The 19293-nt window shown below is 64.2% G+C and carries 20 protein-coding genes; 10 read left to right on the forward strand and 10 right to left on the reverse strand.

What is annotated here, in order from left to right; translation table 11 throughout:
- Nucleotides 1-29: 29 nt before the first annotated feature.
- From IOC82_RS12200 to rpsF, 4 genes are all read right to left on the reverse strand, one after another.
- Nucleotides 30-1292, reverse strand: coding sequence for a cyclopropane-fatty-acyl-phospholipid synthase family protein (locus tag IOC82_RS12200; protein ID WP_290546470.1), 1263 nt, complete (start codon nucleotides 1290-1292; stop codon nucleotides 30-32).
- 233 nt (nucleotides 1293-1525) lie between these two features.
- Entirely contained in the window at nucleotides 1526-2101 is a 576-nt protein-coding gene (gene rplI, locus IOC82_RS12205; RefSeq protein WP_290546471.1) for a 50S ribosomal protein L9, read from the reverse strand.
- 12 nt (nucleotides 2102-2113) lie between these two features.
- A complete protein-coding gene (gene rpsR, locus IOC82_RS12210; RefSeq protein ID WP_290546472.1) occupies nucleotides 2114-2353 on the reverse strand; it encodes a 30S ribosomal protein S18 in 240 nt (79 codons plus the stop codon).
- Nucleotides 2353-2727, reverse strand: a complete 375-nt coding sequence (gene rpsF, locus IOC82_RS12215; RefSeq protein WP_290546473.1) for a 30S ribosomal protein S6 — start codon at nucleotides 2725-2727, stop codon at nucleotides 2353-2355. Before rpsF ends, rpsR begins: the two co-directional genes overlap by 1 nt.
- 320 nt (nucleotides 2728-3047) lie before the next feature.
- Between rpsF and IOC82_RS12220 the strand changes: the two genes are divergently transcribed.
- From IOC82_RS12220 to IOC82_RS12235, 4 genes are all read left to right on the forward strand, one after another.
- Entirely contained in the window at nucleotides 3048-4076 is a 1029-nt protein-coding gene (locus IOC82_RS12220; protein WP_290546498.1) for an ABC transporter ATP-binding protein, read from the forward strand.
- A gap of 34 nt (nucleotides 4077-4110) precedes the next feature.
- The gene (locus IOC82_RS12225; RefSeq protein ID WP_290546474.1) at nucleotides 4111-5262 is read left to right on the forward strand and encodes a spermidine/putrescine ABC transporter substrate-binding protein; all 1152 of its coding nucleotides are present in this window, start codon (nucleotides 4111-4113) and stop codon (nucleotides 5260-5262) included.
- A gap of 193 nt (nucleotides 5263-5455) precedes the next feature.
- Nucleotides 5456-6316: an ABC transporter permease gene (locus IOC82_RS12230; protein WP_290546475.1), complete on the forward strand. Its 861-nt coding sequence runs from the start codon at nucleotides 5456-5458 to the stop codon at nucleotides 6314-6316.
- Nucleotides 6317-6325: 9 nt separating this feature from the next.
- Nucleotides 6326-7135 carry an ABC transporter permease gene (locus tag IOC82_RS12235; protein ID WP_290546499.1) on the forward strand — a complete coding sequence of 270 codons (810 nt, stop codon included), beginning with the start codon at nucleotides 6326-6328 and terminating at the stop codon, nucleotides 7133-7135.
- Between the two features lie 53 nt (nucleotides 7136-7188).
- Here IOC82_RS12235 and IOC82_RS12240 read toward each other — a convergent pair whose 3' ends face one another.
- The 3 genes from IOC82_RS12240 to carA all read right to left on the reverse strand — a co-directional run bounded on the left by IOC82_RS12240 (nucleotide 7189) and on the right by carA (nucleotide 11292).
- The gene (locus IOC82_RS12240) at nucleotides 7189-8487 is read right to left on the reverse strand and encodes an esterase-like activity of phytase family protein (RefSeq protein ID WP_290546476.1); all 1299 of its coding nucleotides are present in this window, start codon (nucleotides 8485-8487) and stop codon (nucleotides 7189-7191) included.
- Nucleotides 8488-8584: 97 nt separating this feature from the next.
- On the reverse strand, nucleotides 8585-10072 hold the full coding sequence (locus IOC82_RS12245) for a carboxypeptidase M32 (protein ID WP_290546477.1): 1488 nt from the start codon (nucleotides 10070-10072) through the stop codon (nucleotides 8585-8587).
- The gene (carA, locus tag IOC82_RS12250; protein WP_290546478.1) at nucleotides 10072-11292 is read right to left on the reverse strand and encodes a glutamine-hydrolyzing carbamoyl-phosphate synthase small subunit; all 1221 of its coding nucleotides are present in this window, start codon (nucleotides 11290-11292) and stop codon (nucleotides 10072-10074) included. Before carA ends, IOC82_RS12245 begins: the two co-directional genes overlap by 1 nt.
- A gap of 122 nt (nucleotides 11293-11414) precedes the next feature.
- Between carA and IOC82_RS12255 the strand changes: the two genes are divergently transcribed.
- Nucleotides 11415-11876, forward strand: coding sequence for a GatB/YqeY domain-containing protein (locus IOC82_RS12255; protein ID WP_290546479.1), 462 nt, complete (start codon nucleotides 11415-11417; stop codon nucleotides 11874-11876).
- A gap of 345 nt (nucleotides 11877-12221) precedes the next feature.
- On the opposite strand, the gene IOC82_RS12260 is transcribed toward IOC82_RS12255, so the two are convergent.
- A complete protein-coding gene (locus IOC82_RS12260; protein ID WP_290546480.1) occupies nucleotides 12222-12641 on the reverse strand; it encodes an organic hydroperoxide resistance protein in 420 nt (139 codons plus the stop codon).
- Nucleotides 12642-12764: 123 nt separating this feature from the next.
- Complete coding sequence (locus IOC82_RS12265; RefSeq protein WP_290546481.1) at nucleotides 12765-13580, reverse strand: endonuclease/exonuclease/phosphatase family protein; 816 nt, start codon at nucleotides 13578-13580, stop codon at nucleotides 12765-12767.
- An 86-nt stretch (nucleotides 13581-13666) separates the two neighbouring features.
- On the opposite strand from IOC82_RS12265, the gene IOC82_RS12270 reads away from it, so the two are divergent.
- From IOC82_RS12270 to IOC82_RS12280, 3 genes are read left to right on the forward strand one after another with little or no spacing between them, the layout of a single operon-like run.
- A complete protein-coding gene (locus IOC82_RS12270; protein ID WP_290546482.1) occupies nucleotides 13667-14458 on the forward strand; it encodes a transporter substrate-binding domain-containing protein in 792 nt (263 codons plus the stop codon).
- 3 nt (nucleotides 14459-14461) lie between these two features.
- Nucleotides 14462-15166, forward strand: coding sequence for an ABC transporter permease (locus IOC82_RS12275; protein WP_290546483.1), 705 nt, complete (start codon nucleotides 14462-14464; stop codon nucleotides 15164-15166).
- Nucleotides 15167-15170: 4 nt separating this feature from the next.
- Entirely contained in the window at nucleotides 15171-15899 is a 729-nt protein-coding gene (locus IOC82_RS12280) for an ABC transporter permease (protein ID WP_290546484.1), read from the forward strand.
- A gap of 78 nt (nucleotides 15900-15977) precedes the next feature.
- Here the strand turns inward: IOC82_RS12280 and trmFO are convergent, their stop codons facing one another.
- Complete coding sequence (trmFO, locus tag IOC82_RS12285) at nucleotides 15978-17384, reverse strand: methylenetetrahydrofolate--tRNA-(uracil(54)-C(5))-methyltransferase (FADH(2)-oxidizing) TrmFO (RefSeq protein WP_290546485.1); 1407 nt, start codon at nucleotides 17382-17384, stop codon at nucleotides 15978-15980.
- A gap of 18 nt (nucleotides 17385-17402) precedes the next feature.
- On the opposite strand from trmFO, the gene IOC82_RS12290 reads away from it, so the two are divergent.
- Together IOC82_RS12290 and IOC82_RS12295 are read left to right on the forward strand one after the other, a co-directional pair.
- The gene (locus IOC82_RS12290; RefSeq protein ID WP_290546486.1) at nucleotides 17403-18062 is read left to right on the forward strand and encodes a L,D-transpeptidase; all 660 of its coding nucleotides are present in this window, start codon (nucleotides 17403-17405) and stop codon (nucleotides 18060-18062) included.
- Between the two features lie 48 nt (nucleotides 18063-18110).
- Nucleotides 18111-19292 carry a glycine C-acetyltransferase gene (locus IOC82_RS12295; protein ID WP_290546487.1) on the forward strand — a complete coding sequence of 394 codons (1182 nt, stop codon included), beginning with the start codon at nucleotides 18111-18113 and terminating at the stop codon, nucleotides 19290-19292.
- Nucleotide 19293: the final 1 nt, after the last annotated feature.

Below are 19293 nucleotides of genomic sequence, written 5' to 3' on the forward strand. Positions count from 1 at the left end.
GAATGAAAGGGCGCGGCACCCCTTCGCCCTCACTCCGCCGGCAGCACCGATTTGAAGCGCGGCAGCTTCGAATCGATTTCGCGCAGGCGCTCTTCTTCGGCGAACATGTAGTTGCGGGTGAGCGGCAGGGCATGCTGGTTTTTCACGAACTGGATCTGGAAGTTGTTCATGCCCATGTAGCGGAAGGCGCATTCGGACGCCGCGAGATAGAACTCCCACATGCGGCAGAAGCGCTCGTCATAGAGTTTCCTGGCGCGCTCGCGGTGATCGGCGAAGCGCAGGAACCATTCGCGCAGCGTCTTGGCATAGTGCAACCGCAGGATTTCGATGTCGCTGACATAGAGGCCGGACTTCTCGATATGCGGCAGTACTTCGGAAAGAGCAGGGATGTAGCCGCCGGGGAAGATGTATTTCTTGATCCAGGCCGACGTGGCGTCGGGCCCTGCCGAGCGGTTGATCGAATGCAGCACCGCCACGCCATCATCCGCGAGGAGCGCGTTCACCTTGTTGAAGAACTCCCTGAAGTGGCCAACCCCCACATGCTCGAACATGCCGACCGAAACGACGCGGTCGAACTTGGCGTCGAGGTGGCGATAGTCCTTGAGCAGGAACTTCACGCGGTCTGAAACGCCGCGCTGCCTCGCGCGCTCGTTCGACAGTTTGTGCTGTTCTTCCGACAGCGTGACGCCGGTGACTTCGGCGCCGCAGATTTCCGCGAGGTAGAGGCCAAGCCCGCCCCAGCCGGAGCCGATGTCGAGAATCTTCATGCCAGGCTCGATGGCGAGCTTGGCCGCGATGTGGCGCTTCTTGGCCAGTTGCGCATCTTCCAGCGAGCCGTCATCGGTCTCGAAATAGGCGCAGGAGTATTGCCGGTCGCGGTCGAGGAACAGATCGTAGAGCGCGCCCGACAAATCATAATGGTGGGCAACGTTATTCTTGGCCTTGCCGACAGGGTTATATTGGTCCACGCGCTTCAAAGCGATGCGCACGGCGTTCGCGGCCTTGGCGATCTTCGGCATCTTGTGCGTCTGGGCATTGTCCATGAGGATTGCCAGCGCATCGTAGATCGTGGAGCCGCCCGAAACGTCGAGCGTGCCGTCCATGTAGCATTCGCCGAGATAGAGGTCGGCATCGGCAGCGATCCTGGCGGCGGCGAGCGGCGTCATGATCGAGATGTTGACCGGCGTGCCTGTGCCATCGCCGTAGTCACGAAGCTTGCCGTCTGGCCCGGTCACCCGCAGCGTGCCCCTTTCGACGACCGTCTTCAGTGCCCGATCCAGAAGTGCATACATGGTCCTGCGCTCCTAACCCCTTCCGCAATGGAAGTGCTGTTCAGCATCTCCCCCAGGCGCCATACTTGTTAACAAAACTTTAATGTCAGCGGGAGGCCTGCGCAAGGGGTTGGTTTCACGAGGGTTAACGGAGCCCGTTTCTCTGGCGTCAGGCTGGGTTTTCCGCCTCCGGCGCGCAAATGACAAAGGGCCGCCCGCAGGCGGCCCTGTCCTGTGTCGAATGGCGGACTGCGTCAGGCGTTGTCTTCCCTGGCGGCTTCGGCCTGGGCTTCCTCGAAGAGGGCCTCGGCGGCAGCACGGATTTCCGCACGGTCCGAGGTCGGGCCGGTGAGGTCTTCGCCGCGCGCCTGGGCGGCGGCTTCCTCGGGCGAGCGGGCGACGTTCACCGTGACCTTGACCTCGACTTCCGGATGCGGCGAAACGACAACATCGTGGAGGCCGATGGTCTTGATCGGGTTGGCCAGCATCACATGGCCACGGTCGATCTTGACGCCCACGGCGGCAGCCGCCTCGACGATGTCGCGGGGGCTGACGGAGCCATAGAGCTGGCCCGACTCGCCCGCCTGGCGGATCAGCGTGAACGTCTTGCCGTCCAGCGACTTGGCTTCTTCGCCGGCGGCAGCACGGCGTTCGGCGTTGCGGGCCTCAAGTGCCGCGCGCTCGCGCTCGAATTTGGCCCTATTTGCCTCGGTGGCGCGCAGCGCCTTGCCCTGCCGGAGAAGGAAGTTACGGGCAAAGCCGTCCTTGACCTTCACCACCTCGCCCATGTGGCCGAGTTTGGAGACGCGCTCCAGAAGAATCACTTCCATGTTGCTTACTCCTTACTTCAGCACATAGGGCAGCAGGCCCAGGAAGCGAGAGCGCTTGATGGCCTTGGCCAGCTCGCGCTGCTTCTTGGCGCACACCGCGGTGATGCGGCTCGGCACTATCTTGCCGCGCTCGGAGACATAACGCTGCAGGAGGCGCACGTCCTTGTAGTCGATCTTCGGCGCGTTATCGCCGGTGAAGGGGCAGCTCTTCTTGCGGCGGAAGAAGGGGCGGCGTGCTTGCGGAGCGGACATCAGTTGCTCTCCTCAGTGGCTTCGACACGGTCATCACGGCGCTCGCGGTCTTCGCGGCGGCGCATCTGGGCCGAGGGGCCGTCCTCATGCGCTTCGACCTTCACGGTCATGAAGCGGATCACGTCTTCCGAGATCGACATCTGGCGCTCCATCTCCTGCACGGCGGCAGAAGGGGCATCGATGTTGAAGAGCGTGTAATGCGCCTTGCGGTTCTTGCGGATCCGGAAGGTGAGGGACTTGAGGCCCCAGTATTCGGTCTTCGTTACCTTGCCGCCATGGGCGGCGACAAGCGCCTTGTACTGGTCCGTCAGGGCATCGACCTGCGCGGGCGCTGCGTCCTGACGGGTCAGGAACACGTGCTCGTAGAGAGCCATATGGATTATGCCTTTCGTTGCGTTTCAACAGTGCAAGTCATCCGGCGCAGAGCCTCTTTCGAACCCAGAAAGGCTCGAAAGACCGGTCAAACGAAAGAGCGGAGACACGGGAAGACGGGGCTTCGCCCCTAGCCAGCCGCTGATGCGCGACTGACCCTTCCGTTCAGCCCCCAGCCGGGTGCCTTACAGCGACGCGGCTTATGGCGGAAAACCGCGGCCAATGCAAGACATGGCTTCCGGCCGCCCGCCTTCCCATGCGGAACGTTGACAATCGATGAGCGCTGTCGGAACCTCACTGTGAAATTCTTTTTCCCCTGGGTATCGTGAGCGACACGTCCAGCGTCATCGAATTCCGCAAGGTCACCAAGCGCTTCGGCGATGTGGTGGCGGTTGCCGGCAATGACCTTGCGGTGAGGGCGGGCGAGTTCATGTCCATTCTGGGCCCATCGGGCTGCGGCAAGACCACCTCGCTGCGCATGATGGCGGGTTTCGAGCAGCCGAGCTCCGGCGAGGTCTTCATCCGCGGCGAGAATGTCACCGGCGTCCCGGCCTACCGGCGGCCCGTCAATATGGTGTTCCAGCACTATGCGCTGTTCCCGCATCTCTCGGTTGCTGACAATGTGTCCTATGGCCTGCGCCAGCGCAATCCAAAGCCGTCCAAAGCCGAAATAGACCGCGCGGTGGACGGGGCGCTCGCCATGGTCCGCCTCGAAGGCTACGGCAAGCGCCGCAGCTATGAGCTCTCCGGCGGCCAGCAGCAGCGTGTGGCGCTGGCCCGCGCCCTCATCAACCGCCCCGCCGTGCTGCTGCTCGACGAACCGCTCGCCGCACTCGACCGCAAGCTCCGCCGCGACATGCAAATCGAACTCCAAAACCTGCAGCGCGACGTCGGCATCACCTTCCTTCTCGTCACGCATGACCAGGAGGAGGCGCTGTCGATGTCCGGCCGGGTCTGCGTCATGCGCGAGGGCCGCATCGTGCAGACGGGCTCCCCGCGCGAGCTCTATGACCAGCCGGTCAACCGCTACGTGGCGGATTTCGTCGGCAAGACCAATTTCTTCGCCGGCCCGTCCCCGGCTGAAGTGCTGAGCATCCGGCCGGAGCAGATCGAGATCGCAACCAGCCTCAGCGCCCTGCCGGAGGGGCTCATGGCCAGGCTTCCGGTCAGGGTGCTGAACCGCATCTTCCTCGGCGAGCACACGGAATATGTGGTGGTGAGCGAGAAGCTCGGCGAGTTCATGGTAATGGCCCCGCGGAAATCGGAGCGCGACGCAGGGGTCTATGACATCGGCGACATGATCGCCGCGGGATGGCGCGCCGAGGCAGAGCGTATCTTGCCGAATACGTAACGGTATAAACACAAACACAGGGAGGAGAAGACGCATGACCAAGACACCTGACTATTTCCCGGCGCGGAATTTCATCGACGAGCTCCGCCGCTACCAGAAGGGCAGCGTCACCCGCCGCCACTTCCTCGGCGTTACGGGCCTCGGGCTGGCCACCGCCGTGCTCGGCGGCGCCGTGCCGGGCCTGCGCCCCCGCAAGGCCTATGCCGGCCTCACCGGCACGCTGAATGTCACGACCTGGCCCAACTACTTCAGCCAAGAGAACTACGACAACTTCACCAAGCAGACGGGTGTGCCGATCAACATCAACGTCTTCGGCTCCAACGAGGAAATGCTGGCGAAGCTGCAGGCGGGTTCCACCGGCTGGGACGTGCTGGTGCCCACCAACTATACGATTTCCACCTACAAGAGCCTCGACTTGATCGAGCCCCTGGACCTGAAGCTCTTCCCGAACTACGACCCCGCCCAGCAGGATCCGCGCTTCCTCGGCCCGGGCACCATCGACGGCGTCACCTATGCCGTGCCGAAGGACTGGGGCACCACGGGCTTCATCGTCAACACCAAGTCGACCACCGAGAACCCGGCCAGCTGGAAGGATTTCTTCGCCCTCGCCCAGGGCCCGCTTTCGGGCAAGGCCACGGTGCATGACTATCAGCTCACCACCATCGGCAGCGCGGCCAAGTCGCTTGGCTATTCCTTCAACACCGTGGACCCGAAGGAACTGGCCGAGATCGAGAAGCTGCTGGTTGCCACCAAGCCGCATCTCTTCGCCGTCACCTCCGACTATCAGCCCGCCATGCGCAATGGCGATGCCGCCATGGCCATGTGCTGGACCAATGACGCCGCCCAGCTCAACCGCGACCTCCCTGAGATGAGCTACCGCCTCGGCAAGGACGGCGGGGAAATCTGGGTCGATCACTATGCGGTCATCAAGGGCGCGCCCAACCGCGATGCGGCCTATGCCTTCCTCGACTTCATCCTCACGCCGTCGATCAACGCCAAGGAAATCGAGGCCCACGGCACGCCGACCACCGACGCGCGCGTTCTCAAGCTGCTCCCCGAGAGCATCCTCAAGAACCCGATCCTCTATCCGGCGGCCGGCCAGCTGTCGGTGCTGGAATATGGCGCCGCCGAAACGCTCACCAACCCGGATCGCGCCGAGTTGATGGCGCGCTTCAAGTCCGCGTGACGCACTTCGTCTTCTCCCGCTTCAGCGGGAGAAGAAGGGCCCCGTTGCGCAAGCAACGGGGAGATGAGGGGAAGTCAAAGCGCTGCATTTCATGTGCAGCACACTTCCCCTCACCTACCCCAGCTGCGCTGGGGAACTCTTCCTCTCCCGCTGAAAGAGCGAGCGAGGACGCATTGAGCAAACCCAGGAACCGATGACCACCACCCCGCGCCCCAAACTCGTGACGGCCCTGCTGCTTGCGCCAGCGGGGCTGTTCTTCGTGTTCCTGCTGCTGGCGCCGCTCGCGGTGGTGCTGCTCTTTTCCTTCGGCGAGCGCGCACCGGCGGGCGGCTACGTGCCGGCCTTCACGCTGCAGAACTACATGGACCTGCCGGCGCGCGGCAAAGCCTTCTTCAACACACTTACGCTGGCGCCGTTCGGCACGCTGCTGACGGCGCTCTTCGCCTTCCCCATGGCCTATTTCCTGGCGGTGAAGACCAGCCCTGGGTGGCGCGTGGCGCTGCTGATCCTCGTCATGGCGCCGTTCTGGACCAGCCAGCTGCTGCGCTACTATGCCTGGATGATGATCCTCGGCAACAAGGGCATCCCCGGCTGGCTTGCCACGCTGGGCATTGCCGACGTGCGCATCATCAACACGCCCTGGGCGGTGCTCATCGGCGCCGTCTACGGTTTCCTGCCGCTCATGGTGCCGCCCATCTATGTGTCCCTCGAAAAGCTCGACAAGCGCCTGCTCGAGGCCTCTGCCGATCTCGGCGCAACGCCCATCCGCACCTTCCTGCAGGTGACATTGCCGCTGGCGCTGCCGGGTGTTGCCACCGGCTCCATGCTGGTCTTCATCCTGCTGATGGGCGATTACATCCTGCCGCAGTTCTTGGGCGGCGGTAAGGTGTTCTTTATCGGCAATGCGCTGGTGGATCTGTTCCTCCAGTCGCGCAACTGGCCCTTCGGCGCGGCGGTTTCCGTGGCCCTCGTCGCCATCATGTTCGTCACGATCTATGTCTATATGCGCTTCGTGCTGTCGAAGTCCGGCACGCGGCGCGCGGCACTTGTGTGAGGTGACATGATGCTGCGCGCCTATGCCATCTGCATCTACATCTTCCTCTATTTGCCGATCAGCCTGATCGTGTTCTTCTCCTTCAATGCCGGCAAGTATGCCATGGCCTGGGAGGGCTTCTCGCTCTTCTGGTACGGCAAGGCCTTCTCCAACCCTCTGATTATGGGCGCCCTCAAGACCTCCGTCATCATCGCGCTGTCCACCGCCTTCCTCTCCGCCATCATCGGCACACTCACGGCGCTGGGGCTTGAGCGCACCAAAGGCTGGCTGCGCGTCACCTTCGATGCGCTGATCTATATCGCCATCATGGTGCCCGGCATCGTCATTGGCATCTCGACCTTGATTGCCTTCGTGAGCTTCTTCGATCTCGTCAATCCTTCACTCGCGGGGCTGGGCATCAAGTTTCAGATGGGTACCTGGGCCGTCATCGCGGCGCATGTGCTGTTCAACATCGCGGTGGTGGCGCTGCTCGTGCGCGCCCGCCTTCAGGGCATGGACCGCAGCCTCGTCGATGCCTCGGAGGATCTTTACGCTACTCCGCTCGGCACCTTTGCCCAAGTGGTGCTGCCGCTGCTCGCCCCCGCGATCCTCGCCGGCTTCCTGCTGGCCTTCACCTTCTCGTTCGAGGACTTCATCATCGCCTATTTCGTGTCAGGGCCGGACACGACGCTGCCGATCTACATCTTCTCCTCGATCCGCCGCGGCGTCACGCCGGAGATCAATGCCGTGGGCTCGGTGGTGCTTCTCACCTCCTTCGTGCTCTTGATCGCGGCGCAGGCGGTGCTGAGACGGGGGGAGAGGACGGCGCGGGCGGAATGAGAAAGGGCTCCGGCCATTCCGCCGGAGCCCCCATGTACCTTTGACGTTGTTACTTACTGGAGAACAGGCGACGCGAAGGTCACCCGCAACGCCTTGTTGCCGTCGCCCTCGATACCGAAGTCAGAGTCGTTGAACACGATCATCTCTATGGGGCTCATCACCGCCACACCCTCGATCTTCTTCGGCAGGCCCTCGACGTCGTCCGAATTCAGGACCAGGGTCTTGACGACCGGCTTGATGCCCTTTGCCTTTATGTCCGCAGCACTCATCTGTTCGAGCGACGGCGAGGTCTTCGCATCGTCGAAGGACGGATCGACCGGCGTCGCCGTGGCAAGGTCGATCACATAGAACTTGGTCGTCTTGCTGATGCGCTCGTCCACCAGCAGCCTGTCGTTTCCGAGTGCCACCATTTCGCTCATGCGCACCGCGTTCTGCTTCTGCGGCTCCTTCTTGTTGTCGGCAGCGAAGGAGGCGGCGTCATCCATCACGTAGACATATTCACCCAGCACCTTGCCGGTGGCGCGGTCGATCTTCCACAGGCGGGTGTTGGCGCTCTTCTTGTAGGCATCGCTGTCCGGGTTCGCCAGCGGGCTCTGCATCAGCGCGTAGATGGTGTTGCCATCGGGCGAGAGCGCCAGGTTCTCGAGACCGCGGTTGATGTAGCGCTTAGCCATGATGGCAGGGAGCGTGCCCACAACCTCGACGCCGTCATTGGCCAGCGCCGTTTCGAGGCCCGCCGGAACATGGCGCTTCACCAGCGTGCCATCCGCCGCCACTTCGACGATCGAGGGCGCATATTCGTCCGCAATCAGGAAGCCGCCGCCCGGAAGGCGCACCAGCGCCTCGCTGTCGAGGCCGTTGACGCCGGTGAGCGGCTTGCCGTTCATGTCAAAGGCGGCTTCCATCTTGATGCCATCGGCCGTGAAGGGCAGGCCGCCCACCGCCTTTCCGGTCTTGTCCTTGAGCGAAATGGTCTCGGTCACCTTGGCCGTGCCGTCTGCCCCAGCCTCGACCTTCTGGATGGTGATATTGAAGTCCGGCATCGGGAAATTCTTGGCCTTGCCGTCGCCGGCGCACAGCGTGTCGATGCCGAGGCCCGTCAGTTCCTCGATGCCCTCGCAGTCGAGATTGGGGCCGCGGTCGGTGAGCGTCCAGACGACGCCGGCCGGGTCATTCGGGTCGCGGAAGGCGGCGGAGCCAATGCCGCGCACCAGTGTCAGCGTCTTGCCACCGGGGTAGGTCACCTGGCCAAGCGGGAGGTCATCGAGCTTGAATTCGGTCACCGTCACGTCGGCCGCCAGGGCGGCGGTCGCCGAGAGGGCGAATACGGTGCTGAGCAGGAAGGCGCGCATCGGGTTCTCCTTGTTGGGAAATCGCAACCCTTCGCGACTACGGCTCCCTCTTAACGATTATGTGACACCCGGCCTCTCAGAAACGTGAAGGCGCGCATCACCCAAGATATCGCCGTTTCAGGTGCGCCTCGAAATATTTCGCATTCAACGGCTCACCGGTCGCCTGGCGCATGATCTCAGGCGTCGAAAGCATCGAGGCCTTCGACCAGATATTCTCCTTGCGCCAAACATTGATCCCTGAGAAGTCGCCCTTCGCGATCTGCGCTGCCGCATCCGGCACGGCGCGCTCCACCGCCACCCATTGCTGCGCCGCCATCATCGCGCCCAGCGTATAGCTGGGGAAATAGCCGAAGGCGCCGGACGGCCAATGCACGTCCTGCATCGGCCCATCCTTGTAATTGCCAGCGGTGGAGAGGCCGAGGTACTCCGTCATCTTGGCGTTCCATGCCTCTGGAACGTCCTTCGCCGCGAGCCTGCCCGTCACCAGCTCCTGCTCGATCTCGAAGCGCAGGATCACATGCAGCGGATAAGTGGCCTCGTCGGCATCCACGCGAATGAAGCCTCGCTCCACCCGGTGCACATGGGCCAGAAGATCGTCGATCGTAACGTCCTCAAGCCCGAGGATCTCTCGCGCCTTCGGCAGCGCGAATTCCCAGAACTCCGGCCGCCGCGACAGCTGCATTTCCTGGAACAGGCTCTGGCTCTCATGCATCGCCATGCCGCGCGCCCTCGTCGAGGGCCAGTGCGACAGGTCATGCGGCAGGTTCTGTTCATAAAGCCCATGACCCGTCTCGTGCAGAATGCCCATGAGGGATGAGAGGAACTCGTCCGTCCGGTAGCGCGTCGTCATGCGCACGTCGGAGGGAACGCCGCCGCAGAAGGGATGGTGCGAAATGTCGAGGCGGCCATGGTGGAAATCGAAGCCCGCCGCCTTCATCAGCTCGAGGCCCAGCGCCTTCTGCTTCTCGATTGCGAAGGGGCCGGCAAAGGCCTTCAGCGGGTGCTTTGAGCGCCTTTGCGCCTGCGCCTCCAGGGCCTCGGGAATGAAGCCCTTGAGAAAGGCCTTGAGATCGTCGAACACGGCTGAGATGTCGGCGGACCGGCTGCCGGGGTCATATTGCTCCACCATCGCATCATAGGGAGAGAGCTTCAGCACCTCGGCGCGCCGCGCCGCTTCCTCTTGCGCTAATGCCACGATGTTCTCGAAGGAGGGCAGGAAGTCGTTCCAGTCGTTCTTTGCCCTGAGCTGCCGCCACAGCTGCTCGCAGCGGATCGCGGCATTCACCTGGCGTGCCACGAAGCCGGAGGAGAGGCAGGTGCGGTTGATGTAGACGCGCTTGAACTCCGCCACCGCAGCCCTCTGCGCGTCATCGAGGTCTTCCGTCTCCGCCTTGGCGATCCAATCTCCGATGTGCGGCGCCGTCGCCATCTCATGCGCCATGGAAGCCAGCACGCTCATCGCTTCGGCGCGCTTCTCTCCGCCGCCTTCGGGCATGTTCACGGCCTCGTCCACCCCCAGCATGGCCTGGGCATGGCCAATGGCTTCGAGGCGGCGGCAGAGATGGTCGAGTCCGGCGAAGGTCATCAGCCCTTCGCCTTTTCCATGTAGCCGGCGAAGCGCTTGAACAGGTAATGGCTGTCCTGCGGCCCCGGCGAGGCTTCCGGATGGTGCTGCACGGAGAACACCGGCCTGTCCTTCAGCGCGATCCCCGCATTGGAGCCGTCGAACAGCGAGACATGAGTCTCGACGACGCCGGCGGGCAGAGAGTCACGGTCCACTGCGAAGCCGTGGTTCATCGACACGATCTCCACCTTGTTTGTGGTGAAGTCCTTCACCGGGTGGTTGGCGCCATGGTGACCCTGGTGCATCTTGACCGTCCTGGCGCCGAGCGCGATCCCCAGCATCTGATGGCCGAGGCAGATGCCGAAGACAGGCTTGCCGGATTGCACGAGCTTCCTGATCTCCGGCACCGCATATTCGCCCGTGGCCGCCGGGTCGCCCGGGCCGTTGGACAGGAACACGCCATCCGGCTTCATGGCGAGAATATCCTCGGCCTTGGTGGTGGCGGGCACCACGGTCACATCACAGCCCGCCGAGGTGAGGCAGCGCAGGATATTGCGCTTCAGGCCATAATCGACGGCCACCACCTTCCACGGCGATGACATGGCGGTCCGATAGCCATTCTTCCAGTCCCACAGCAGCTCGTTCCAGTGCATGCGCTGGGTGAGGCACACGTCCCTGGCGAGGTCGAGGCCGGCGAGTCCCGGCCAGTCTGCCGCCATCTTCTTCAGCTTCTTGAGGTCGAACTTACCCCTGGCATTATGCGCGATGACGCCATTGGGCATGCCCTTCTCGCGGATGCGGGCAGTCAGCGCGCGCGTGTCGATGCCGGAGAGGCCGATGATGCCCCGCGCCTTCAGCCACTTCTCGAAATGCTTGGCCGAGCGGTAATTGGCGGGCTCGGTGATCGCTTCCTTGATCACGCAGCCGACGACGCCCGCGTGTGCGGCAAGGTTGGTCGTTTCGGTGTCCTCGTCATTGGTGCCCACATTGCCAACATGTGGGAAGGTGAAGGTCACGATCTGCCCGGCATAGGAGGGGTCGGTGAGTATTTCCTGATAGCCGGTCATGGCAGTGTTGAAGCACACTTCGCCCACCGCCTCGCCCTCCGCCCCGATGCCGAAGCCCTCGATCACCGAGCCGTCCGCGAGCACCAGAAGGGCCGTCACGCGCGGCTGGTCCCAGTCGCCGAACGGGCGGCGTGCGGGTTTCCTGGCCTTGGCAGGCTTTTTTGCGCTCGGCATGGCGGACTCCTGGGGAATTTGAGGCTGGTTAGGGGAAGGGGGCCGGGCCGTCAAGGTTGCGGTGCAGCGTTATCCGCCCTACATGTGGCCGGAACCCCTGATATTCGAGAGGAACAGGCAGAATGGCCCTGCGCGACGACATTATGGCGGCAGTCAAGGATGCGATGAAGTCAGGCGACAAGAAGCGCCTCGGCACGCTGCGCCTCATGCAGGCCGCCATCAAGGACAAGGACATCAACAGCCGCACCGACGGCCACGATTCGGCGCTGACGCCGGACGCTGGCTTGGCCGAGCTCTTCGCCAAGATGGTAAAGCAGCGCCAGGACTCGGTCGCGGCTTACGAGCAGGGCGGCCGCCCCGAACTCGCCCAGGCGGAGCGTGACGAGATCGCCGTCATCCAGTCCTTCATGCCCAGGCAGATGTCGGAGGAGGAAGCCAAGGCAGCGGTGGCGGGCGTCATCGCAGCGGTGGGCGCCTCCTCGGTCAAGGACATGGGCAAGGTCATGGCCGAGCTCAAGGCCAAGTTCGCCGGCCAGATGGACATGGGCAAAGCAGGCGGCATCGTGAAGGCGCTCCTGGGCTAACGGCTGGCTTCGCCCCGGACCCCCTCATGTCCGTCACTCCAGCGCAGGCTGTGGTTTATCCACGCGCCAACCGCCCGAAGCGCGATCCCATCCCACGCCGGGGCGGCGGCGCGGAGGGGATGGCGGCCATGGACGGAATGGGGCCGCACAAAACAGATTCACAATGTCAATCAGCAGAAAGCACGAGAAGCCGATATCTAGCACAGATTAGGAAGAAAGTCAAGATCGAAGAAGGAGTATTTTCCGCAATCCTTTGCGGCGGCCCGCATGGGTGGAGGCGTAACAAAAAGAACAATGCGGGGCCGCCATGCAGCCCCGCATTTCGTGCGCAACCCGCAAGGATACTCAGACGATCTTGGTGGTCACCTTGATGTTTCCCTTTGTGGCGTGGGAATAGGGGCATACCACGTGGGCCTTGGTGGCAATGTCCTCGGCCTTGGCCTTATCGAGGCCGGGCAGGTGCACGTCGAGCGCCACTTCGAGGCCGAAGCCTCCACCATCCTCGCGCGGGCCAACGCCCACATGCGCGGTGACGGAGGCGTCGGGCGTGATCGTCACCTTCTCCGTGCCGGCGACGAAGCGGATGGCGCCGAGATAGCAGGCCGAATAGCCGACGGCGAAAAGCTGCTCGGGGTTCGTCCCTTTGTTGTCGCCGCCCATTTCCTTGGGCAGAGAAAGATTGACGTCGATCTTGCCGTCATCCGTGCGGCCGTGGCCGTCGCGGCCGCCGGTGGAGGTGGCATGGGCAGTATAGGCGATGGGCATGGAGGTCTCCTTCAAGAAGCCGGTTGACTGCTTTCCCCGCCATCTTGGATGCGATGCGGCGGCGGATCAAGCTTTCATCATTGCCCTGGCTTGGCCGCCAGCGCCAGGCCCAAGGACAATGTCTCAGGCGAGTTCAAGCCACACCGGCTTGTGGTCGGAGCCCGCCGCCTCCTCGTCGATCCGGGCGTGGCGGAAGCGGGGAACGAGCGCGGGGCTGAGGAAAATGTGGTCGAGCCGCAGCGGCGGCGCGTGGCCGGGGAAGGTGACGCCCTCGTGCGGCGCAAGGCCGGCCAGTTCCAGCGCATCGGCGAAGCCTTCGGCCCGGATCGACCGGTAGGCTGGCGAGCCCGGCACGCAGTTGAAATCGCCGAGCAGGATTGCCGGTTCGGGCATGGTGGGAAAGCGCCCGTCCGGCAGCACGATCCACTCGTCATCGGGTCCGAGCGCGGTCCGGCCGGGCGCCGTCACCGGCCCGCCGCGCTGTGGCGCCTCTGCGATCATCGCGAGCAAGCGGGCCGCCTGGTCCAGCCGCTGGTCCTCGCCGAGATAGTTGAGGTGGGCGTTGTACAAGCGCAGTTCGCCGATCACCGCCTCGGTCATGGCCTGCTGGTCATTGACCTGACCCTCGACCGGCCAGGAGGGCAGGGGCAGGGTTCGGGTCGATTCAATGGGCGCGCGCGAAAGGATCATATTGCCGATCTGCCGCCGCCGCCCAACCCCGCCATGGAGGTCGACGCCCGCGCCGTAAACCCAGTCGAAGCCGGGCAGCAACTCCGCCAGCCGGGCCGCCTGGTCCGGCCAGTCCTGCTCCCGCCAGTTCCGCTCCACCTCCTGCAGCGCGATGACATCTGCCGCGGCGACAGTCCCGGCGATGCGGCTCAAGTCGATCCGCCGGTCGCGGCCCATGCCCCACTGAATGTTGTAAGTTACAAGCAACATATGGCCATCATGACGGGATTTCCCGCTCTGGACAAACTGTCACAATCAGTGCCTAACTTTGCGCTGTCCTAAATTGGAGAACTGACATGAAACTGCTGAAGATCGCCGCCTTGGCGCTCGGCCTTACCGTGCTGGCGGGTCCGGCGCTTGCCGGCCAGATGAAACTCATTATCGCCACCGAGGGGGCTTACCCTCCCTACAACTTCGTTGCCGCCGACGGCAGCCTGCAGGGCTTCGACGTCGATTTCGCCAAGGCCCTGTGCGTCAAGCTCGATGCGCAGTGCGACATCATCAAGCAGGACTGGGACGGCATGATCCCCGGCCTCATCGCCAAGAAGTATGACGTGATCGTCGCCTCCATGGGCATCCTGCCGGAGCGCGAGGAGAAGATCGACTTCTCGATCCCCTATTACCAGTCGCCCACCGGCCTTGTCGCCAACAGGAACTCTGGCATCACGGCCGGCGCCGATGGCTATGTCGATCCCGCAACGCTCGCCGGCAAGAAGATCGGCGTGCAGCGCTCCACGGGTTACGAGAGCTATGCCCGCAAGACATGGCCGCAAGCCGAGATCGTGGTCTATGACACGTCGGAGAGCGCTGATCTCGACGCCACCGCGGGCCGTGTGGACGCGCGCTTCGATGACTTCATCGTGCTCAAGAACGGCCTGCTGGCGGGCGACTCCAAGGATGATTTCGCGCGCGTCGGCAACACCTGGCCGGAGACCGCCTTCGGCTCCAAGGGCGAGGGCATCGGCGTCCGCAAGGGCGAGACGGAGCTGCTGAACGCCATCAACCAGGCGATCAAGGACATGCGCGCCGACGGCACCTACAAGACGATCAACGACAAGTATTTCGACTTCGACATCTACGGCGGCTGATCCTTGGCCCTCCCGGCCTTTCTTGACCTCAAAGGCTATGGCCACCTGCTGATCGACGGTGCGCTCATTACCCTGTCGGTCGGCGTGGCGGCCATGATGGTGGCGCTCGCGCTGGGCATTCTCGGCGCGCTGGCCCGGCTGTCGGGGAACCGTTTCCTGCGCGGCGCCGGCGCCACCTATACAACCGTTATCCGCGGCATTCCCGAACTCGTGCTCATGCTGCTGGTCTATTATGGCGGCACGGTGCTGCTGCAGTGGCTGCTGTCGCTGGGGGGCGCCGAGGTGCGCGTCGACATCAATGCCTTCATGGCGGGAACCCTGGTCGTCGGCTTTGTCTATGGCGCCTATGCCACCGAGATCTTCCGCGGCGCCTTTCTGAGCGTTCCCAAGGGCCAGAGCGAGGCAGGGCAGGCCTTTGGCATGTCAAACCGTCAAGTGTTCCTCCGCATCGAACTGCCGCAGGCCTGGCGGCTGGCCATTCCCGGTCTCGGCAATCTCTGGCTCACGCTCCTGAAGGCCACCTCCATCACCTCGGTGATCGGCGTCACCGAGCTCGCCCGCCAGGCGGACCTGATCAAGGCGCCGACCCATATGCCCTTCACCGTCTTCTTCATCGCCTGCATCATCTACCTCGCGATGACGGCGGTTTCGGACCTTGCCCGCATCCGCGCCGAGCGCTGGGCCTCCTCCGGCTTCCGGCGGAGCTAAGGCAATGGGCGGCTTTGATCTCACCCTCATCTGGACCAGCCTGCCGGACCTGTTCTCCGGCCTTGTGGTGACACTGCAACTCACCGTGCTCACCGTCATCGGCGGCATCCTGCTCTCGGTTCCGCTCGGCATACTCCGCACCTCGCCCAACAAATTCATCAGCGGGCCGATCTGGGCCTATACCTATTTCTTCCGCGGCACGCCGATGCTGATCCAGCTGTTCCTGATCTATTACGGCCTCGCCCAGTTCAAGGCGGTGCGGGCCTCAGGGGTCTGGTTTATCCTGCGCGATGGCTATTGGTGCTGCCTCATCGCCTTCACGCTCAATACCGCGGCCTATACGATCGAAATCGTGGCGGGGGCACTCCGCAATGTGCCTCTGGGCGACATCGAGGCGGCGCGAGCCCTGGGGATGAGCCCCTTCGCCATCCTGCGCCGCATCAAGTTCCCGATAGCGCTCCGCATCCTGTTCCCAGCCTATACCAACGAGGTCGTGTTCATCCTGCAGTCCACTTCGCTGGCGAGCCTCGTCACCGTGATGGACCTGACGGGAGCCGCCCGCGTCGTCATCGCCCGCACCTTCGCGCCCTATGAGATGTTCATCACCATCGGGGTGATCTACCTGATCCTCACCTATCTCACTCTGTGGGGCTTCCGGGGAATCGAGGGGCGCCTGTACCGCCACTTGAAGAGCCACAGGGAAGTGGTGTCGGAGGTTCCGCTTCTGCGGTGAGTTCCGATATTGCCGTCACCCTGGCCCTCGCTGGGGTGACGGCGCCTGGGGGAGGATGACGTCAGGAGCAAGGGGAGATTATTCCGCTGCCTTCAACCCCGCCGCACCCAGCCACGCGTCGAACGCCGCCATCGCCCGCGCAGTGTAGGCGCGCTTCCGCTCGACCGCCTGTTCGGAGTGCTTGATGCGCTTGCCGTTGCGAAACCTCACCGTGTCGATGGGCGGGAAGAGGCCGAAATTGACGTTCATCGGCTGGAAGGAGGATTTCTGCCCGTCGGTGGTCTCGATGTGTCCACCGGTGATGTGGTTGATGAGCGCGCCATGCGCCGTGGTGGGCGGGGGCACGTGGAAGGGCAGGCCCAGCGCCTCGGCGGCGGCCATGCGCCCCGCCATCAGCCCCATGGCAGCACTCTCGACATAGCCCTCGACGCCGGTCACCTGTCCGGCGAAGCGCAGGGCGGGCCTCGCCTTCAGCCGCAGCAGGCCGTCGAGCACGCGCGGGCTGTTGAGGAAGGTGTTGCGGTGCAGGCCGCCCAGTCGGGCGAACTCGGCGTTCTCCAGCCCCGGAATGGAGCGGAACACCGTCACCTGCGCGGCATATTTCAGCTTCGTCTGGAAGCCGACCATGTTGTAGAGCGTGCCGAGCTTGTTGTCCTGGCGGAGCTGGACGACCGCATAGGGCTTCTCGCTGGGCTTGTGCGCATTGGTGAGGCCCCGCGGCTTCATCGGCCCGTGGCGCAACGTCTCCGGCCCGCGCTGCGCCATCACCTCGATGGGCAGGCAGCCGTCGAAATAGGGGGTCGACTTCTCCCACTCCTTGAAATCCGTCTTCTCGCCGTCCATCAGGGCACGGACGAATTGCTCGTACTGCTCCTTGTTCATCGGGCAGTTGATGTAATCCTTGCCGGTGCCGCCGGGCCCCACCTTGTCGTAGCGTGACTGGAACCAGCAGACGTCCATGTCGATCGTCTCGCGGTGCACGATGGGCGCGATGGCATCGAAGAAGGCGAGGGAGTCTTCGCCGGTGAGCGAACGGATCGCCTGCGCAAGCGCAGGGGAAGTGAGGGGACCCGTCGCGATGATGACGCTCTCCCAGTGCTCCGGCGGCAGGCCATCGACCTCGCCTTCAACCACCGTTACCAGCGGATGGCGCTTCAGCGTCCCGGTCACCTCTGCGGAGAAGGCGTCGCGGTCCACCGCAAGGGCGCCGCCGGCTGGCACCTGGTGGCGGCCGGCCATGGTCATGATCAGCGAGCCGCAGCGCCGCATCTCCCAGTGCAGCAGCCCCACGGCATTGTTCTCGGCGTCGTCCGAGCGGAAGGAGTTGGAGCAGACGAGCTCGGCAAAGCCGCCGGTGCGGTGGGCGTCGGTTCCAACCTTGGGGCGCATCTCGTGCAGGATCACGGGGACGCCGAGGTTCACCGCCTGCCAGGCGGCTTCGGAGCCTGCCATGCCGGCGCCGACGATGTGGAGGGGCTGTGTCATAGCCCCGCTGGTAGCACGATGGTGCAGGGGCTTCAAATCGCCTCGCATCCGGTCTATGGCTGCGACATGCGCATCACCCGCCGGCAGGTTCTGCTTACCCTCCCGCTTCTCGCCCTCGCCACTCCTGCCCGCGCTGCGCGCGACACGCTGGAATCCGAATGGTTCACCGGCATCATCCCGGATACGCCCTTCAACATCGAGATCGTCAATATCCGCAAGATTCCGCCAGAGTTCCGCCGCCAGGACGTACGCTATTCGGGGCGCGAGCCGGTGGGGAGCCTCGTCATCGACAAGGCCAGCCGCTTCCTGTTCCACATCACCGGCCCGGGCCGGGCGGTGCGCTATGGCGTGGCGGTGGGCCGCGACGGGGCGCAGTGGCAGGGCGAGGCCGTGGTGGGCCGCCGCGCGCGCTGGCCGAGCTGGACGCCCACAGCCAACATGCGCCGCAGGAACCCGAACCTCCCCCGCACCATGCCGGGCGGCCCGCAGAACCCGCTCGGCGCGCGGGCCCTTTATCTTTACCGGAACGGGCGGGACACGCTCTACCGCATCCACGGCACCAACGAGCCGTGGTCGATCGGCAGGGCGGCCTCCTCGGGATGCATCCGTATGCTGAACGAGGACGTCTTCGAGCTTTTCGGCAGCGTGCCCAACGGCACGCGCGTCTTCGTCAGGTGAGAGGTTTCGACCCTTCTACATGAGGCGCAGGCGGGCTAGCATCGCCTCATGAGTACAACCCTCGCCGATATTTCCGCCGAACTTGACGCCATCCGCGCCCAGTCGCTGTGGAAGGTGGAGCGCCCCATCCTCGGCCGGCAGTCCGCCCATATCCGCGTGAAGAGCGGTGAGGTGCTGAACTTCTGCGCCAACAATTACCTGGGGCTCGCTGGCCATCCGGAACTGCTGAAGGCGGCGCACGAGGCGCTCGCCACCCACGGCCTCGGCATGGCCTCGGTGCGCTTCATCTGCGGCACCTCGGACCTCCACCTCGCGCTGGAGCGCCGCCTTGCGGACTATCTCGGCATGGATGACTCGATCCTCTTCGCCGCCTGCTTCGATGCGAATGGCGCGGTGTTCGAGCCGCTGTTCGGCGAGCAGGACGCGATCGTGTCCGACGCGCTCAACCATGCTTCGATCATCGACGGCATCCGCCTCTCCAAGGCCAGGCGCTTCCGCTATGCCAATGGCGACATGAACGGCCTCGAGGCGCAGCTCAAGGCCGCGCGCGAGGGTGGCGCGCGCCGCATCGTCATCGTCACCGACGGCGTGTTCTCGATGGACGGCTATTTCGCCAAGCTCGGCGAGGTCCGCGCACTGGCCGACAGTTTCGACGCGCTGGTGATGGTGGATGACTGCCACGCCACCGGCTTCATCGGGCCGCAGGGCCGCGGCACGCCGCACCGCGTCGGCGTCAAGGCGGACATCCTCACCGGCACGCTGGGCAAGGCTTTGGGCGGTTCGGCAGGCGGCTACATCGCAGCGAGCCAGCCCATCGTGGACCTGATGCGCCAGCGCGCCAGGCCCTATCTCTTCTCCAACGCGCTCCCGCCGCCCATCGTGGCTGCCGGCTTGCGCGCCATCGACATGGCGGAGCAGGGGGACGATCTCCGCGCCCGGCTGTTCGGCAACACGCAGCGCTTCCGCTCCGGCATGGCGGCCGCGGGCTTCACGCTGCTGCCGGGCGAGCACCCCATCGTCCCCGTCATGCTGGGCGAGGCGAAGCTGGCGCAGGAGATGGCGGCGAAGCTCTATGACATGGGCATCTATGTCACCGGCTTCTTCTTCCCCGTGGTGCCCAGGGGCCAGGCGCGCATCCGCACCCAGATGTCGGCGGCGCATTCATCTGAGGACATCGACACGGCGATTGCCGCCTTCACCGCCGCGGGCCGGGAGCTGGGAGTGATCTGAC

Source organism: Aestuariivirga sp., assembly GCF_020252395.1.
GTDB lineage: Bacteria > Pseudomonadota > Alphaproteobacteria > Rhizobiales > Aestuariivirgaceae > Aestuariivirga.

Coding starts and splice junctions, on each gene's coding strand:
- IOC82_RS12280 (WP_290546484.1), top strand. CDS start 15,171: ATGGGCGGCTTTGATCTCACCCTCATCTGGACCAGCCTGCCGGACCTG.
- IOC82_RS12270 (WP_290546482.1), top strand. CDS start 13,667: ATGAAACTGCTGAAGATCGCCGCCTTGGCGCTCGGCCTTACCGTGCTG.
- IOC82_RS12225 (WP_290546474.1), top strand. CDS start 4,111: ATGACCAAGACACCTGACTATTTCCCGGCGCGGAATTTCATCGACGAG.
- IOC82_RS12265 (WP_290546481.1), bottom strand. CDS start 13,580: ATGTTGCTTGTAACTTACAACATTCAGTGGGGCATGGGCCGCGACCGG.
- carA (WP_290546478.1), bottom strand. CDS start 11,292: ATGCCGAGCGCAAAAAAGCCTGCCAAGGCCAGGAAACCCGCACGCCGC.
- IOC82_RS12255 (WP_290546479.1), top strand. CDS start 11,415: ATGGCCCTGCGCGACGACATTATGGCGGCAGTCAAGGATGCGATGAAG.
- IOC82_RS12295 (WP_290546487.1), top strand. CDS start 18,111: ATGAGTACAACCCTCGCCGATATTTCCGCCGAACTTGACGCCATCCGC.
- IOC82_RS12260 (WP_290546480.1), bottom strand. CDS start 12,641: ATGCCCATCGCCTATACTGCCCATGCCACCTCCACCGGCGGCCGCGAC.
- IOC82_RS12245 (WP_290546477.1), bottom strand. CDS start 10,072: ATGACCTTCGCCGGACTCGACCATCTCTGCCGCCGCCTCGAAGCCATT.
- IOC82_RS12240 (WP_290546476.1), bottom strand. CDS start 8,487: ATGCGCGCCTTCCTGCTCAGCACCGTATTCGCCCTCTCGGCGACCGCC.
- rplI (WP_290546471.1), bottom strand. CDS start 2,101: ATGGAAGTGATTCTTCTGGAGCGCGTCTCCAAACTCGGCCACATGGGC.
- rpsF (WP_290546473.1), bottom strand. CDS start 2,727: ATGGCTCTCTACGAGCACGTGTTCCTGACCCGTCAGGACGCAGCGCCC.
- rpsR (WP_290546472.1), bottom strand. CDS start 2,353: ATGTCCGCTCCGCAAGCACGCCGCCCCTTCTTCCGCCGCAAGAAGAGC.
- trmFO (WP_290546485.1), bottom strand. CDS start 17,384: ATGACACAGCCCCTCCACATCGTCGGCGCCGGCATGGCAGGCTCCGAA.
- IOC82_RS12230 (WP_290546475.1), top strand. CDS start 5,456: ATGACCACCACCCCGCGCCCCAAACTCGTGACGGCCCTGCTGCTTGCG.
- IOC82_RS12200 (WP_290546470.1), bottom strand. CDS start 1,292: ATGTATGCACTTCTGGATCGGGCACTGAAGACGGTCGTCGAAAGGGGC.
- IOC82_RS12290 (WP_290546486.1), top strand. CDS start 17,403: ATGGTGCAGGGGCTTCAAATCGCCTCGCATCCGGTCTATGGCTGCGAC.
- IOC82_RS12235 (WP_290546499.1), top strand. CDS start 6,326: ATGCTGCGCGCCTATGCCATCTGCATCTACATCTTCCTCTATTTGCCG.